15 protein-coding genes and 2 pseudogenes are annotated in these 15,092 nt (G+C 67.8%); 6 read left to right on the top strand and 11 right to left on the bottom strand.

Features of this window, described 5'->3' with window-relative positions; translation table 11 throughout:
- Positions 1-531 precede the first annotated feature (531 nt).
- Positions 532-732 (top strand): SRPBCC domain-containing protein, encoded by a 201-nt coding sequence (locus tag IEX31_RS17465; protein WP_188744677.1) that lies wholly within the window; start codon positions 532-534, stop codon positions 730-732.
- A gap of 116 nt (positions 733-848) precedes the next feature.
- Here IEX31_RS17465 and IEX31_RS17460 read toward each other — a convergent pair whose 3' ends face one another.
- Together IEX31_RS17460 and IEX31_RS17455 are read right to left on the bottom strand one after the other, a co-directional pair.
- Positions 849-1,112 carry a DUF5655 domain-containing protein gene (locus IEX31_RS17460; RefSeq protein WP_229662472.1) on the bottom strand — a complete coding sequence of 88 codons (264 nt, stop codon included), beginning with the start codon at positions 1,110-1,112 and terminating at the stop codon, positions 849-851.
- Between the two features lie 144 nt (positions 1,113-1,256).
- Complete coding sequence (locus IEX31_RS17455; RefSeq protein WP_188744676.1) at positions 1,257-1,619, bottom strand: DUF6841 family protein; 363 nt, start codon at positions 1,617-1,619, stop codon at positions 1,257-1,259.
- A 120-nt stretch (positions 1,620-1,739) separates the two neighbouring features.
- On the opposite strand from IEX31_RS17455, the gene IEX31_RS17450 reads away from it, so the two are divergent.
- Positions 1,740-2,078, top strand: coding sequence for a helix-turn-helix transcriptional regulator (locus tag IEX31_RS17450; protein ID WP_229662471.1), 339 nt, complete (start codon positions 1,740-1,742; stop codon positions 2,076-2,078).
- Positions 2,079-2,595: 517 nt separating this feature from the next.
- Here IEX31_RS17450 and IEX31_RS17445 read toward each other — a convergent pair.
- The 4 genes and pseudogenes from IEX31_RS17445 to IEX31_RS17435 all read right to left on the bottom strand — a co-directional run bounded on the left by IEX31_RS17445 (position 2,596) and on the right by IEX31_RS17435 (position 5,644).
- On the bottom strand, positions 2,596-3,063 hold the full coding sequence (locus tag IEX31_RS17445) for a hypothetical protein (protein ID WP_188744674.1): 468 nt from the start codon (positions 3,061-3,063) through the stop codon (positions 2,596-2,598).
- Between the two features lie 195 nt (positions 3,064-3,258).
- Positions 3,259-3,840: a putative glycolipid-binding domain-containing protein gene (locus tag IEX31_RS17440; protein WP_188744673.1), complete on the bottom strand. Its 582-nt coding sequence runs from the start codon at positions 3,838-3,840 to the stop codon at positions 3,259-3,261.
- Positions 3,841-3,857: 17 nt separating this feature from the next.
- A pseudogene (locus tag IEX31_RS19130) lies at positions 3,858-3,977 on the bottom strand (RidA family protein); the annotation flags it as partial.
- 290 nt (positions 3,978-4,267) lie between these two features.
- Entirely contained in the window at positions 4,268-5,644 is a 1,377-nt protein-coding gene (locus IEX31_RS17435; RefSeq protein ID WP_188744672.1) for a helix-turn-helix transcriptional regulator, read from the bottom strand.
- 137 nt (positions 5,645-5,781) lie between these two features.
- Here IEX31_RS17435 and IEX31_RS17430 point away from each other — a divergent pair, with 137 nt between their 5' ends.
- On the top strand, positions 5,782-6,333 hold the full coding sequence (locus tag IEX31_RS17430; RefSeq protein WP_188744671.1) for a hypothetical protein: 552 nt from the start codon (positions 5,782-5,784) through the stop codon (positions 6,331-6,333).
- Positions 6,320-6,409 (top strand): annotated as a pseudogene (locus IEX31_RS19690) (hypothetical protein); the annotation flags it as partial. The gene IEX31_RS17430 and the pseudogene IEX31_RS19690, both read left to right, overlap by 14 nt.
- Positions 6,410-6,705: 296 nt before the next feature.
- Here the strand turns inward: IEX31_RS19690 and IEX31_RS17420 are convergent.
- From IEX31_RS17420 to IEX31_RS17410, 3 genes are all read right to left on the bottom strand, one after another.
- Positions 6,706-6,951 carry a MarR family winged helix-turn-helix transcriptional regulator gene (locus IEX31_RS17420; protein ID WP_188744669.1) on the bottom strand — a complete coding sequence of 82 codons (246 nt, stop codon included), beginning with the start codon at positions 6,949-6,951 and terminating at the stop codon, positions 6,706-6,708.
- A gap of 87 nt (positions 6,952-7,038) precedes the next feature.
- A complete protein-coding gene (locus IEX31_RS17415) occupies positions 7,039-7,446 on the bottom strand; it encodes a PPOX class F420-dependent oxidoreductase (RefSeq protein WP_188744668.1) in 408 nt (135 codons plus the stop codon).
- A gap of 34 nt (positions 7,447-7,480) precedes the next feature.
- Positions 7,481-8,227, bottom strand: a complete 747-nt coding sequence (locus IEX31_RS17410) for an SDR family NAD(P)-dependent oxidoreductase (RefSeq protein ID WP_188744667.1) — start codon at positions 8,225-8,227, stop codon at positions 7,481-7,483.
- A gap of 100 nt (positions 8,228-8,327) precedes the next feature.
- On the opposite strand from IEX31_RS17410, the gene IEX31_RS17405 reads away from it, so the two are divergent.
- Positions 8,328-9,179, top strand: a complete 852-nt coding sequence (locus tag IEX31_RS17405; protein ID WP_188744666.1) for a helix-turn-helix transcriptional regulator — start codon at positions 8,328-8,330, stop codon at positions 9,177-9,179.
- A 224-nt stretch (positions 9,180-9,403) separates the two neighbouring features.
- Here the strand turns inward: IEX31_RS17405 and IEX31_RS17400 are convergent, their stop codons facing one another.
- Entirely contained in the window at positions 9,404-9,790 is a 387-nt protein-coding gene (locus tag IEX31_RS17400; RefSeq protein ID WP_188744665.1) for a VOC family protein, read from the bottom strand.
- Positions 9,787-10,590, bottom strand: a complete 804-nt coding sequence (locus tag IEX31_RS17395) for a MerR family transcriptional regulator (RefSeq protein ID WP_188744664.1) — start codon at positions 10,588-10,590, stop codon at positions 9,787-9,789. Before IEX31_RS17395 ends, IEX31_RS17400 begins: the two co-directional genes overlap by 4 nt.
- Before the next feature lie 411 nt (positions 10,591-11,001).
- Between IEX31_RS17395 and IEX31_RS17390 the strand changes: the two genes are divergently transcribed.
- Positions 11,002-15,003, top strand: coding sequence for a helicase-like domain-containing protein (locus tag IEX31_RS17390; RefSeq protein ID WP_188744663.1), 4,002 nt, complete (start codon positions 11,002-11,004; stop codon positions 15,001-15,003).
- Positions 15,004-15,092 lie beyond the last annotated feature (89 nt).

Genomic DNA, 15,092 nt, shown 5'->3' with positions numbered 1-15,092 from the left:
GGGTGGAACGAAAACCCGAAGCCCTTCGTCTGGACCAAGCCCGCCGAGCAGATCCTCGACTCCCTCAAACGACTACTCCAACGAACTACCGGCGCAGGACACTAGAAACCGTGAGTACAGGCGTGGCGCGGACACCCCGACAACGAGAACTGTCAGCTCCGGCCCAGCCCTCATGGGGCGTATGCGCGCACGGCGGTTGCGTGGGCCGGACACCGCCCCTCGGGGCGCCCGCAGGCCGCGAAGTCGCAGGTGCGGCACCACCACGGCCCTGAGTCCCCCGCCCGGCGTCGCTCGACACGCTCCTCGACACGGGCGGCGACCAGCTTGGCAAGCAGCTCCTCGAGGGCAGCCGCCTCGACGTCCGTGAGGCCGCTGGTGGCCTGCCGCAGGAGACCTTCCCGCGCCGTCCGCGCGGCGCGCACTCGCCGCCGCCCGCTAGGGGTGAGCCGAACCTCGACCCGACGGCGGTCAGCACCGGCGTGCCGGCTCGCGAGACCGGCGCGCTCCAGCTGGGTGACGCGAGAGTTGTCGATGACGCACTACAGCCCGATGATGGGCCAGCCCGACGAGCCCGAGAATTATCACACCCTCGTCTACACGCTCACGCCCACCGACGCCGGGACCCACCTCGCACTGACCCAAGATGGCAACGACAGCGAGGAACAGGCCACGCAGTTCAGCCGGAACTGGCAGAGCATGCTCGACGGGCTCAAGGCACACGTCGAAGGCTGAGGGCCCGGCGGTGACGTTCGCCGCATCTGCGATCTCTTCGGTGTCAGCATCGAGACCGCGCTGCACTACTCCGCCGCGGCGGCACCGCTCAACGGTCAGCGTCGTGTAGACCGATGTCATCTCCGCGCGAACTCGTACCCCTCACGGATCAGAGAGTGCAGCCAGACGCTGTTCGCGATCGCTTCGGACTTCACCTCGACGTGGTGATTCCATCGGTTCTTGCTGACTTGCGTGAGGTTGTGGAAGTGCGGGTCATCGATCTTCCGGTCCAGGGTCACGTTGAGGTACAAGGTGCCATCGGCGGTCTTCTCGTACGCCCAGAGCCAGAGGAACTTGCGGTTCACCGAGAAGCTCACTTGCGCTTTCGCATCCTTGGTCACCGGCCCGAGAGATGCTGTCTACGCCGCGATGGCGGTGAAGAACGACTGCGTCTTCGGCTTGCCGGTGAAGTCGCTGATCATCGTGTTGGAGTCACTGGTCATCGGTCCTCCAAAAACCAGGGTCTTCGCTGCTGATGAAGCCGTTCACGCATCCAGCGGTGTCAGGACGGCGATCTTCCAGCCTTCGCCAACGCTGACGAGCTGGTACATGTTCCGCTCGTCCGGCGCGCCACCGTGATGATCCCAGGTCACATCAGCCCAGATGGTGTGACTGGTCGCCGCGACGACGTCCACGGCAGCGTCGGTAGCCCAGACGCCCTCGTACTGGCCGAATGCGCCGGCGAAGAACTCTTCGGTCTGGCTGGCCTCGGACACGGCGATGGCCTGCCCGGGGAACTCGATCAGCGCGGGCACTGCGTAGTGTCCGGCGATGGCCTTGGCATCGCGGTCGAGCAGGGCACGGGTATAGACGTCGAAGAACTCACGCGCAATGGTGTACTCGCTCATGGTTTCAACGCTACGCCGCTACCCTGACCCGCCCGTGTCATGGTTACCATGACGTTCGTGAATCAAACCAGGGGGCAGACTGCGGCCGCGTCTCGTGATCCTCACCTGACTCTGCGTCGAGTGGAGCGCCAGCACTACCTCATCGAACGGTTGTCCGCGAGCCGGGGCAGACTCACCCACAGGCGGCTCGCCGACGAGCTCGGCGTCACCGAACGCACCATCGCCCGCGACATCGAACGCCTGACCCACTCCGGGGTGCCGATCACCGTGGTTCCACGACGCGGCGGCGGCGCCACCATAGAAGACATCGCACCCACCGGGCTCATCGAGCTGAACCTGCCCGAGATCGCCGTCCTCATGGCCAGCCTCGCCGCAGTGGGCCCGACCGTCAGCGAGTCCGCGACATCCGCCATGAACAAGCTCGCCACCGCGTTGGCCTCATCGGCCCGCGCTCGGTGACCGCACATGCTCGAACGCACGCGCCACCCGCGCCAACAGTGGGCCAACAAGCTTCGGGCACCCGCGCAGGGCTCGATGTCGCTCACGGTGGACGAGTATGGGGTGGGTGAGGAACGACCTGGCAGGGCGGGCGACGTAGCGGTAGCGGCCGAAACCGAAGCCCGAGCGGTTCACGACCGGGTCCTGTCCGGTTGCCCTCCGCATGACCTTGAGCATCGTGCGGGCGTCGCGTCCGCGGGTCTCGCCACGCACCGACTCGATGCGAGCTTCGACCTCATCCATGGAGTCAACTGTGGTCCACTCGCTGTCGGGCTTCAACCGCGGCGCCGCCCACACGCTCGCACTGTGCCTCCCAATGGATTGGCGGTCACCCTGCGACACCATCGATCGACGCTGCCACGACGGACCGGGCTTGCACATCGAGAAAGTCTGACGCGCAGATCCTCTCGCTCAGGTGTCCGGGATACCGGGCCAAGCTCCGATCTCGCGCGGCGTGCCGCAGTCCTTTCGGATCGATCTACCGACGCGGCCGCTGCTTCGCCGATACCGACTTCACGATCACCTGCCGGCCAGCGCTCGCCTGCATCGACACTCGAGCCAGCGCCAGTTCGGCATCAATCAGCGCGACGATATCCACCCGCTCAAGATCCTCGGGTGCACTCAGCGCCACATTCCGCACGACCCTGCCACTACCTCGCAATATGCCTGTGGGATCGGGCAGTTCCGGCGCGCGCTGCAAGAAACACAGATTGACGCCGTTCTTGAAGCAGGCGAGGGAGAAGATCGAATCCGAGGACCGGGTTGTGGGCCCGAAGCCGATGACAAAGAAGTTGTAGTTGTCATAGATCAGCTCGACGGCCTGCGGAAATCGCTTCTCAAGCCGGGCTCGGCAGTCTCGGATCATGACCTGCATCGGGTCCGCGAACTTGTCGATGAAGCCGGCGATCTGCGCCTCTGCCTGCACCGACCCCGCATCAGCATGCATGAATCGAGACTCTATCGCCATCACGTGGCAGCGAACGAGTGGCAGCGTCGTCTCGAGGTGCAGTGCCTGACACGTAGATGCGGTGGTGATTGGGCGCGATGAGGTGCCCGGCGGCCGACCGATCTAAACATCGGCGGATGGGAGCGCGTCGACGTCGTCGAGGCAGACGGACGCGGCGCACCGGTACCGGGTCCGCTACCCATCTTGGCGCCCGCAGGACTGACGGTCACCCTTGCTCGGTCTGCCCGTGCTCGTGCCGGGGTCTTCGCGCTCGAAGAGTCCCGGATAGTCGACGATGAGGCCGCCGTCGTCGACGGTGATCGTTCTGCGAAAATCGGAGTCGAGGGATTCATACAGGTACTCGTCAGCGCTGAGACGCGTGTATCGCTGCGGGTCCACGGTCACCGTGAGCTCGGGCACTCGGACATATGCGGTGATAATTTCGGCGCTTTGACCGACGTCGAGAGCCAGCCGACGGATCGGCAGCGTGTTGCTGAGCGGGGAGACGGAGATGTCCACTTCCCGCGCCTTGACGAGGTCGGGTCGTGGTGCCGCGTCGACAGACCACTCGCCGTTCGCCCGTGTCACGACCAGTGTGCGAGCATCCGTTCTGAGAACAAGAGAACGAAACTCCCAGCCGACAGTCGCGCTCAGTTCGTAGATGCAATCAGACTCTCCCTCGACGGTGCTTGCGATACGCACGCCGCTGGCGTCCTCAGTGATTCGACACCGCTCGAGACTCGGGACGCTGACACCCCTCCAGACGAGCTCCGACATGATCATGATGAGGTTCCGGCATCGACAGCATTCTGATCACCGACGTAGATCGTGGTTGCTCCGGGCGGCACGATGGCGACGCGGCTGAACGCGGGACTTCTGACGAGTCCCGCCGATTGGAGGCGTTCGATACTCATGACCTGGTCCTTCCTTCACGCGGCCCTCAGGCTGCGATGCAGGTTCCGGCGATCGGCAGATCCGCGAGCTGCTGGAGAGCCGCACACGGGCGTTCGACCGCCCATTCCGGGCTGAACTGGCCGGGGCGACAGTGTCTGGTTTCAGGACATGGTCGGGGCGACAGGACCTTAGCAGGTCTCCCCGGGTGTCCTGCGTGAACGCCGGTCACACGAGCGGCCCTCGCGCCAGCCTATCCGATCGTCGCCGGTCGTCTCTGGCCCGGTCGCCCTGGGCGCGGTCGATCCCTACCTCACTGCTCGGCGCCAGTCGCGCGCTGGTATTCGAGCGCCGCCAGGACGCGCCGGTTGCTTCCCGAGTCGGAATACAGCCCGAGCTTGGTGAAGACCCTACTGACCAGAGGCTCGACCGTCTTGATGCTCAGGTGGAGTTCGTCGCAGATCGCCGAGTTGAAGAGCCTGCGGGCGATCAGCGCGAGGACATCCCGCTCGCGGTCGGTCAGCTCGCTGTGCTCCCCGACGCGCTGCTGGCGTGCGATCACCTCCGCGAGCGCGAGGTGATCGAGCACCAGCGCCGCCTGCGGCGCGAGATCGGTGAACAGCCGCGACTCGGTGCGCGAGAAGGGCTCGACGCGCTCGACCACGATCGCCCCGAGCGGGACCTCCCCGCGTCGGACCTGCTGCAGGTGGCTTCCTGCGGCGCGCAGCGCCGCGAGAGTCGACAGCGGCGGGTCGTCGTGAAGAATCGGCCAGGCGCCGACGGCGTGCACGGCGCCGGCGCCGCCGAGCCAGATCGTGACCCGGGTCGCCCCGAACGCCTCCGCGATGCTACGCGCCAAAGCGTCGGGGAGGTCGCGCGGGTCGCCGGACTCGTGCGACAGCCAGCTGAGGGCGGCGTAGGAGGCCGCGTGCTGGCCATGGACGATCGCCCACCCCGCCGAAAGCGGCAGGAGCGTGGCCGAGAGGATGCCGGCCCGCGGCGAGCCCCAGATGAGCAGGCCGACGACCAACAGCGTGGCTGAGAGTGCCGACGCCGCCACCAGCCAGACGAGTTGCCGACGCGCGACCCCGTCGCGGCGCGCCCAACGCGCGACGACCGAGACCACCCAGAGCACCTGGAACGCGATGAAGGCCGGGTTCGCGAGAACACTCCACAGCAGTTCCACGACCGGAGGCACGGCGGATGAGAACGGATGCGGCATCACGACGCCCGCGGAGGCGTACCCGACGGGCCACACGGCGGAGAGCAGCATGAGCAACGCGGTCAGGGCGAGCACGACCGCGGCGACCGGCCGCCAGCGCCGTGACGGCAGGCGACCGTCGGGGAAGCAGAACACCGAAAGCGTGGTCAGGGCAAGCGCAAGGGGAAGCGGCCAGACGCCGAGCCAGCCCCATACCGGCGACTCCCCAGGGTCGAAGTGGCCGATCTGGCGTCCGAAGAACATGACGGCGTGCACCGTCCCGGTCGCCAAGAAGAGCAGTCCCTCGCGATGGCGCGGTCGTTCGAAGAGCACGTACGCGCCGACGCCGGTGAAGGTGACTGCCAGCAGCGCGTTGTGCACGTTCTCAAGCCAGAGACCGCGCGCGAGCCCGAACGCCGTAAGCACGACGACACTCGAGAGCACCGCGAGCGGCACGAGACCGGGAGCGCGCCTACGGAAGTCGGCCACACCGCATTGTCCCATCGCGACTTCCGCCGGACACGGGGAAAACCCCTGCATTCGAGGACCAGGGTTCTCCCCGTGTCGCTGAACGCAGCCACGCGCGATTCTGGCCGGTGCCATCTCACGACCAGTCAGGAGACTTCATGACCACAACCACCCACGACACGGCAGCACTCCGCACCCCCACCAGCGGTCTGCTCACCGCCTCACTCATCGTCGCGCCACTCGCCTACCTGGCGGCCGACTCCCTCTACGCCGCGCTCGGCTGGGGCGACCCCGTCGCCGGCACCGTGCACATCCTCGCGGCGATCGCGTATGGACTCGTCGTGCTTCGCGTAACGGCCTGGCTTCCGGCGACGTCACGGCTCGCGGCGGTGCTCATCGTCGTCGGGCTCATCGGAATGGCAGGCAACGTCGCCTACGGCTTCGACACCATCCATGTATCGCTCGGCGACACCGCCCTCGTCGACCAGTCCGGCGCCGCCACGATTATCAAGCCGCTCGGACTGTTCTTCCCCCTCTCACTCGTCCTCATCGCGGTGGCGATGTGGCTGCTGCGCCACCGCTGGCAGGTCGTCGTCGTACTCGTGGCGGCGCTGGCCTGGCCGATCGGTCACATCGCGAACATCCCGCCGCTCGCGGTCGCGACGAACGTCGCACTCGTCGTCGCCTTCAGGCGCGATGACCCCCTCTGAGCTGGCCGGATGGATGGCAGCTCCGCCCACGACGGTCTCCAGTTACATCCGGCGATTCGAAAGACGGGGCCACGTCGAGCGAAGACCGACTCCGAACGACCGTCGTTCGTATCGAGTACGACTTACCGCAGACGGACGACGAGCCCGCGATGCGGGGGCCAAGCTGTTCGCGCCGGTCCTCATCAACGTGACCAGCACCCTCGGAGCAGACGCCGAGCAGGTGCTGCGGAGCCTTCGAACCGTCCGCGCCGCAGTCGACCACGCCCGCCGGCGACCCCCTGGTCCGCCCCAGGAGTTCAGCGCCTCGTCCGCCGACGGAATACAGGATGCAAAGTACTGAATCGGACGCGTGGTGCGACGGCTGCAGCGCCGTCACGCAGCCGACTGACCCCCGTCGCCGATCGCAATGGGGAGCTTCCGCAGCACGCAGTCGAAGGCAGCGAGTTCCTCGGGCGGGAGGTTGGCGAGAAGTCGCGACTCGTTCGCCGTGTGTCGGGGGACGAGTTCGTCGGCGAGGAGCAGACCTTCCGCGGTCAGCCCGACGAGCAGACTGCGGCGGTCGGCGCCGTTCGCGAAGCGTTCGACGAGGCCGCGGGCTTCGAGAGTGGAGTCCCGCATAGTGGTGTAACGCTCGGTGGCCCCCGCGTCGTTGATGACGTGGATGCGGTCACCGTGTGATCCATCGGTGTTGTTGCTCTCCAGGAGTTAGGCGTGGATGGTCTTGTGCGTCGTGAGCTCCGCGACACCGCCAGGGTTCCACGCTCCATCGAGATTCATCGACCATGAGGTCGTCGGGGTGATCTTCATAACGAGCTGTCCCGACCCCGGCGGCATCTCGGCGAGCTCGACCGTCCCATAGACGCGCAGAGATCGTGGTGCCCAGCGTCGCCCGGGCGCGAGGTCGTCGATCACGAACGCGACCTTGTCGTTGCCCGCTTGCACGTTGCGGGTGCGGCGCGTCTTCGTAGGGGCGTATCCGCCGATCCAGAAATGGGTGCCGTCGAATTGGAAGCCGACAGGTACCACGTCGGGCTGTCCGTCAGGTGCTACGGTCGCGATGCGTGCCAGCGGCTGCTCGGCGATGTACGCCAACTCGGCGTCGGTGAAGCTCATGAGGTATCCCTTGTCTGCTGGTCCGAACACGCGGTCACATTCCGCCGGTGACCTGGACGATCTGACCTGTGATGCCGGTGTTCGCTGCCGAGGCGAGGAACACGATCGCCGGAGCGACCTCGTCGGCGTCGATCAGCCGCCCCAGCGGAGACCTCTCCGCCCACTGGTCGCCCGTGTGCTCGATGATGTGCGTGTTCGTCTCGGTACGCGTGAGGCCGAGGAGTGCAACGTTCGAGAGGATGTCGCCGTCGACGCCGAGCGAGAACGCGGCCGAGCGGCTGAAGCCGTGCAGCGCCGCCTTCGCGGCGCCGTAGTACTCGAATCCGGTGCTGCCCTCGGTCGCGAGGTTGGACGAGATGTACACCAGGCGGCCCCACCCCGCCGCCCGCATTGGAGCGGCCACGGCACGACTGAGCCGAATCGCGCCCTCGATGTTGCCCCGCAGCGCGGGCAACCACGACTCGTCGGCGATCTGGTCGAACGTGGCCGGCGTCAACTCCGGCCACTGCACGGCGTTGTTGACGAGCACGTCCACACGGCCGGTGCGATGGAGCACGTCGGTGACGAGTGCGTCGGCCGCGCCCTCCTCTGCCTGGTCGTAGCGGGTGACGATCGCTGCCTCGCCGAGTTCCGCGGCGACGCGGTCGGCGTTCTCGCGGGACGAGCGGTAAGTGACCACGATCGTCGCCTCCTCCCTTGCGAACGCGGCGGCGAGCCGGCGGCCGATGCCGCCTGACGCTCCCGTGACGATGACTGTCCGATCCTGAAGTCCTAGGTCCATGGCTCCACAATGCGGGATGCCGCGGTCGAGACCGAGGCCCTGCTGAGGCTGGCCCTGTCACGGCCATGCTCACGCGACTGCGCCGCCTTAGGCTTGATGTGTGAGCGAGAACCGTTTTGGGGTGCTGTTGCGCACCCACCGTGAAGCGCTGGCACCCGAGGACGCCGGGATTCCGCGCGGGCCGCGGCGCCGGACCTCAGGGCTGCGCCGCGCGGAGCTCGCAACGCTCGCCGGCGTGAGCGCGGAGTACCTCACCCGTCTCGAACAGGGCCGCGACCGCAACCCCTCTCCACAGGTGTTGGGCGCACTCGCGGACGTGCTCCGCCTAGCGCCTGCGGATCGGCGCGATCTGCTTGTCGCCGCCAAGAGCTCGTCCGGGGTCCGAGTGGCGTGCCTGGTCGACGCACCAACGACCGACGTCCGTCCGACGGTCCGCGACCTGCTCGGTCGACTCGCGCCCTCGCCCGCCGCGCTCGTCAATCGCGTCGGCGACGTGCTCGCTGCAACCGGCGCCTATCGAAGGATGCTGGAGCCGTTCGGGTTGTTCGATGACGACCACCCGAATCTGCCGCGATTCGTGTTCGCCGAACCGCGCGCCCGCGCGGCGTTCCCCGACTGGGGGCGCATTGCCGACCGTGAGGTCGCTGCGCTTCGACGTGAAACCGGTCCTGCCGACGAATTCGCGCTCGAGTTCGCCGCGACCATGGCCGACGTGGCGGCCGCCGAGTTCACCGAACGTTACAGGGCGGTGCGCACGACCGGCGACACTGGCGCGCGCGAACGGCTGCGGCATCCGGAAGTCGGAGAGCTCCGCCTCGAGGTCGAGACCCTCACGCTCCCCAACGACGGTCAGAGGATCCTCGTCTACCTGCCCGCCGATGACGAGACGGCGCGCCGTCTGGACGCCCTCGCGGGCCGTCGTCCGGGCGCGCTGCATGCCGTCGCCGGCTGATCGGGGGACGCTGTGAGAATCGCCGTGTTCGCGGCCAACGGTCCGACTGGACGCCTGCTCACGCGGCGTGCGGTTGATGCGCGCCACTCCGTCGTCACCGTGACGCGACGGTCAGCGGACTTCCCGATGTCTGGAAGCGGAGCATCCCGGACAACGCTACGGGCGACCCAGCCGCGGTGTGACTTTCCCGCAACAGGACTCGCAAGGAGGCGAGCGACTCTGTGTCAGTTCTCGGTCGGCTGGTTCAGGAACCAGCGATGACCGAAGGGGTCGACGAAGACCGCCACCCGTCCGGCGGGGCTGTCCTCGGGGCCGCGCGACATCGATGTCCCGGTCGCGACGACGCGCGCCGCGGCCGCGTCAACGTCGTTGATCGTGAGATACAGTGACACCGCTGCCCCGCGGGTCGGGTCAGGGGCGGCCACCCCGGCCGAGTCGAACTCGTCGGACATCACCCAGCGCGCCTCTCCGATCGCAAGCTCGCAGTGGCCGACCCGACCGTCGTCCATGACGACCGGCTCGTAGGTGATCTCGGCGCCCAACGCGGCGACGTACCACTTGATGGCGGCCCGGGCGTCGGCGACGCAAAGATAGGGAGTCAGCTCAGTCATGAGTCTTCCATTTCGTCGAGCGCGGTAAGCGGTGTCTGGAACGACCACAGGTGGCCTTCGACGTCGCGCACGCTGTACTCGCGGACGCCGTAGGGCATGTTGGTCGGCGGGTAGTCGATCGCGGCACCGGTCCCGGCCACCCGGGCGTGGTGGGCGTCGACGTCGTCGACGTGGACGGCGACCGAGGCCGTGACCGTGCCGGTGGTCAGCGGCGAGACCATCCGATGCTCGACGGCCTCCCGATGCAGCCAGACCACGCCGTCGCCGACGTGGACCTCGCCGTGCACCGCCAGGTCACCGTCGAAGACGATCGGGCCGGGGGCCAGCCCCAAGACGTCGACGAGGTAAGCGTGCGCCGCTGCGATGTCGCGGCAAACGAGCAGGGTGATCCGCCGGGTCAGCGCGGGTTCATCGGCCTGCAGACCCGACAGCAGGTCGAGTAGCGCCTCGTCGCTGGGGTGGTCACCGCCCAGAAGCCGGTCCTCGACGGCCCGGACCCGCTCCCGCACCCGGGCAAGGTCGGCCAACTTGGCGTCGAGGTCGGCCAGGTGTCGCCGGGTCAGCTCCCGCAGATCGGCTGCATCGGCGTCGACGTCGGATACGGGCGTGCCCAGTTCGCGGAGCAGACGGATCCGGTACAGCCGGTCGAGGGTACCTCCGTCGTATCTGCGTCGACCGCCGGCGTCGCGGACTGGCGCAAGGAGGCCGAGCTCCTCGTAGTAGCGCAGGGTGCGCTCGGTCACGCCGGTGCGTCGGGCAACCTCGCCGATACCCCACTGCAGAAGGCCGGTGTCGGTCATGCTCGAAGGCTAGGACATCACGTCACGTCAGGAGCAATCTCCCGTTGGCCACCCACGGGGGCAATAATTCAGTCGACTGGGGTCACCTACGAAGCACACTCGGATATCTCGCTGCACCTGACTACCTGGCCATGACGACCGGCTCGTGTGATTGGGCGGCGCGGGCAGAGTGTTCGACGAATTTTCAATGTCCAGTGAGCGAGTTCATGAGCAGAATCGTTTCGGTGTCTACGACGCCGGCAGCCCCGGAATGTCTTGGGTTTCCTTGCGTTAGCAGGGATTACGGCGACGGCCGAACATCGAGTCTATCCGATCATCCGTGGTCGCCTGCGGTTGATAGGGATGGGTTACCGATGACTCCCGTCAGGCTTGGCTCGCCGTGAACTCCGCGACCTCGACGCTCGGCGCGCTGTGAGTCATCTCCCGTTCGTCGGCAACGTGCCGTTCAGCAGCGTCGCCCTGCACGATCCGCTGCACAACGCCACCCGGCAGTCGATGCACAACCACTTCATCATCAAGTCGCTGCGCCTGACCCGACCCGGTGGCGTCGTCGCCGTGCTGACCTCGCACTACACGATGGACGCGCAGAACCCCGGCGCGCGGCGGGAGATGAACGAGCTGGCCGACCTCGTGGGCGCGATCCGCCTGCCTACAGGCGCGCACCGTCGGGCCGCTGGGACGGAAGTCGTGACCGACCTGCTCGTGTTCCGGCGGCGGCTGCCCGGCGAGCAGATGCGCGATGACGCCTGGGAGACGGTTGCGCAGGTTCCCATCGACGGCGTGCCGATGCGGATCAACCGCTATTTCGACGAGCATCCCGAGCAGATGCTCGGGGAGGTCGGCGTCGGGCACGGGATGTACGACGCGAGCACGCTCACCGTCACGACCGACCTGGCGGACCTGGAGGCGGAGCTCGCGGTCGCCGTCGACCAGCTCGTGTTCTCCGCTCGCCGTGCCGGGCTGGCGATGACGGAGCGCACCGCCGAGCAGCAGGCGCGCCGGGCCGCGTTCACTCCGTCGGCGCCGGAGCTGTGGGACGGCAGCATCGTGGCGGGCGAGAGCGGCGACTTCCGCACCGTGGTCTCGGGCGGGCTGGAGCCGCTCGCGGTGCCGAAGTCCGCCGCGCGCGAGCTGCGCGCCCTGCTGCGTCTGCGCGACGGGGCATCCCGCCTGCTGACCGCGGAGGCTGCGAGCGTGGATGACACCCCTGACATCGTGCTCACCCGCACGACGCTGCGCCGCGACTACCTGAAGTACGTCGGCACCTACGGGGCGCTGAACCGCTACACGCTGCGCCCCACCGGGCGCACGAACGAGGACGGAGAGGAGACCTTCGCCCGCATCGTGCCGACCGCGATCCGGCTGCTGCGCTCCGACCCGTTCGGTCCCCTGGTGCTCGCGCTGGAACAGTTCGATGACGAGGATCAGTCCGCATCGCCCGCGGCGATCATGAGCCACCGCGTGGTGGTGCCGCGAGCCGAAGTACAGGGCGTGGACAGCCCCGCCGACGCCATCGTCGTCAGCCTCGACCGAACCGGCGGGATCGACCTCCCCGTCATCGCCGACCTGCTCGGGATGAGCGACCACGACGCCCGCGAGGCGCTGGGAAACCTCGTGTTCGCCGACCCGACGACCGACCAGCTCATCCACGCTCCCGAGTACCTGTCCGGCGATGTCCGGGTGAAGCTCGAAGCCGCCCGAGCGCGCGCGGAGCGAGACCCGGGGTTCCAGGTGAACGTGGACGCGCTGGCCGAGGTGCTGCCCGCGCCGCTGGGCATCCAGGACATCCACGCGAAGCTCGGTGCGGTGTGGATCAGCGCCGACGTGCACGAGCGATTCCTGCGCAGCATCCTGCGCGCCGAGGACGTGCGCGTGGAGAACCCGCTGCCGGGCATGTGGGAGATCCGCGGCGGACGGCAGGGACTGCCCTCCACCTCGGAATGGGGCACGCCGCGTCGCCCCGCGCCGGATATCGCCCAGGCCGTGATGGAGCAGCGGACGATGCTCGTCTACGACGAGGAGAAGGACATCGACGGCAAGGTGCGCCGCGTGCTCAACCCCGTCGAGACCGCCGCGGCGCAGGAGAAGGCCGACGCCCTCCAGGAGCGGTTCAGCGATTGGGTGTGGGAAGACCCGGCTCGCGCGCAGGTGCTCGTGGACGAGTACAACCGCCGCTTCAACTCCATCGTGCTCCGCGACTACACGGATGCGGGGGCGTACTTGTCACTGCCGGGCCTCGCGTCGAACTTCGAGCCGCGCACGCACCAGCGCGCCGCCGTCGCGCGGATGGTGTCCGAGCCCGCGGCGGGCTTGTTCCACGAGGTCGACGCGGGCAAGACCGCGGAGATGATCATGGGCGCGATGGAGATGCGCCGCATGGGGCTCATCAGCAAGCCCGTCGTGGTCGTGCCGAACCACATGCTGGAGCAGTTCGGGCGCGAGCGGCTCCAGATCTACCCGCGCGCCCGCGTGCTCGCCGCGTCCAGCCTCGACCTCACGGCAGACAAGCGGCGGCTGTTCGTCGCCCGCGCTGCCGCGAACGAGTGGGATGCGATCATCGTCACGCAGGGTGCGTTCGCCAAGATCCCGCTGCGCGCCGAGACGCAGGCGCAGTACATCCGCGGGCAGGTGGAGGACGTGCGGCGAGTGCTGGGCGAGGCGACCGGCGAGCAGCGGATGAGCGTCAAGCGCATTCAGCGCAAGCTGCTGGCGATGGAGAACAAGCTCAAGGACCGCCTGGACTCCGACCGCGACCGCGGTGTCTGCTTCGAGGACACCGGCATCGACTACGTCATCGTCGACGAGATGCACATGTACAAGAACCTCGCCACCGAATCGAACATCCGAGACGCCGCCATCGAGGGCTCCGATCGCGCGAGCGACCTGCACATGAAACTCGAATACCTCCGCTCGGCGGGGCGCGAGCGGGTCGTGACCGCGGCGACGGCGACGCCCATCTCGAACTCGATCACCGAGACCTACGTCATGCAGCGATACCTGCGGCCCGACGTGCTGGAGTCGGCGGGGGTCGGAGCGTTCGATGCGTGGGCCGCGACGTTCGGCGAGCTGGTCACGCAGATGGAGATCTCGCCGACGGGCAGCACGTTCCGCATGAAGACCCGCTTCGCCCGGTTCCAGAACGGGCAGGAGCTGCTGCGGATGTGGTCGGTGTTCGCCGATGTGAAGACCGCCGACGACCTCGACCTGCCGGTGCCCGCCCTTGTGCAGCGCGACGACGGCAGCCGCGCGCCCTCCACCGTGCCGGTGCAGCCGACCGTCGAGCTGGAGCAGTACGTCGCCACGCTCGCCGAGCGTGCGGAGAAGGTCGCCACCCGCCAGGTGCGGCCCGACGAGGACAACATGCTCCTGATCGCCACCGACGGACGCAAGGCCGCGCTCGACATCCGCATGGTCATCCCCCGCGACCCGACCGGGCCGAGCAAGGTCGACGTCGCCGCCGACGCGATCCACCGCATCTGGGAGCGCACCCGCGACAACGAGTACCTCGACACGGTGACCGGGCAGGCCTCCGGCGTGCGCGGGTCGCTTCAGCTCGTGTTCAGCGACATCGGCACACCGAACCAGGACAGGTGGAACGCCTACGACGAGCTGCGGCAGCAGCTCGTGCAACGCGGCATCCCGGCAGAGCAGGTCAGGTACATGCACGAGGCGAAGACCGACGTGGAGAAGGCGAGGTTGTTCGCCGCGGCCCGCGCCGGCCACGTCGCGGTGCTCATCGGCTCGACGGAGAAGATGGGCGTCGGCACGAACGTGCAGTCGCGCGCGATCGCGCTGCACCACCTGGACTGCCCGTGGCGACCCTCCGACATCGCGCAACGCGACGGGCGCATCATGCGGCAGGGCAACCAGAACGAGGAAGTGGCGATCGTCCGCTACGTCACCGAGCGTTCCTTCGACTCCTACATGTGGCAGACCGTCGAGCGGAAGGCCGCGTCGTTCGCGCAGCTTCTGCGCGGCAAGATCAACGCCCGCGAGATCGAGGAGATCCACACCTCCGCGCTCTCCGCAGCCGAGGCCAAGGCTATCGCCTCCGGCAACCCGCTCCTGCTGGAACACTCCGTCATCCTCAACGAGGTGAACCGGCTGCGACGCCTCCAGCGCGCGCACGAGCGCAACGAAGACATGCTCGTCCACACCGGCAACCGCGCCCGCTCGTCGGTCGAGCGCGCGGCAGCGGACATCCGAGGGCTGGAAGCCGCTGCACCACGCATGACCGACACGAGCGGCGACAAGTTCCGCATCACGCTCGGCCCGCGCGACTACGACTCGCGCTCCGAAGCCGCCCATGTCCTCGCCGCGTGGATGGGCGACTCCGGGCTGAAATGGCTGCCCCGCTACGGGAACAAGGACTTCGGGATCATCGGCCGCATCTCCGGCTGGCGCGTAGCGTGAGTTGGTACTGGTGGTCCAGCGATCTGGTGTGTTATCTCGTGACATCGTGGACACTGGATCTCGTCACTTCGTAGACGCTGGATCTCATG

Source organism: Agromyces bauzanensis (assembly GCF_014645655.1).
GTDB lineage: Bacteria > Actinomycetota > Actinomycetes > Actinomycetales > Microbacteriaceae > Agromyces > Agromyces bauzanensis.
This window is presented reverse-complemented; position numbering and strand designations above follow the sequence as displayed.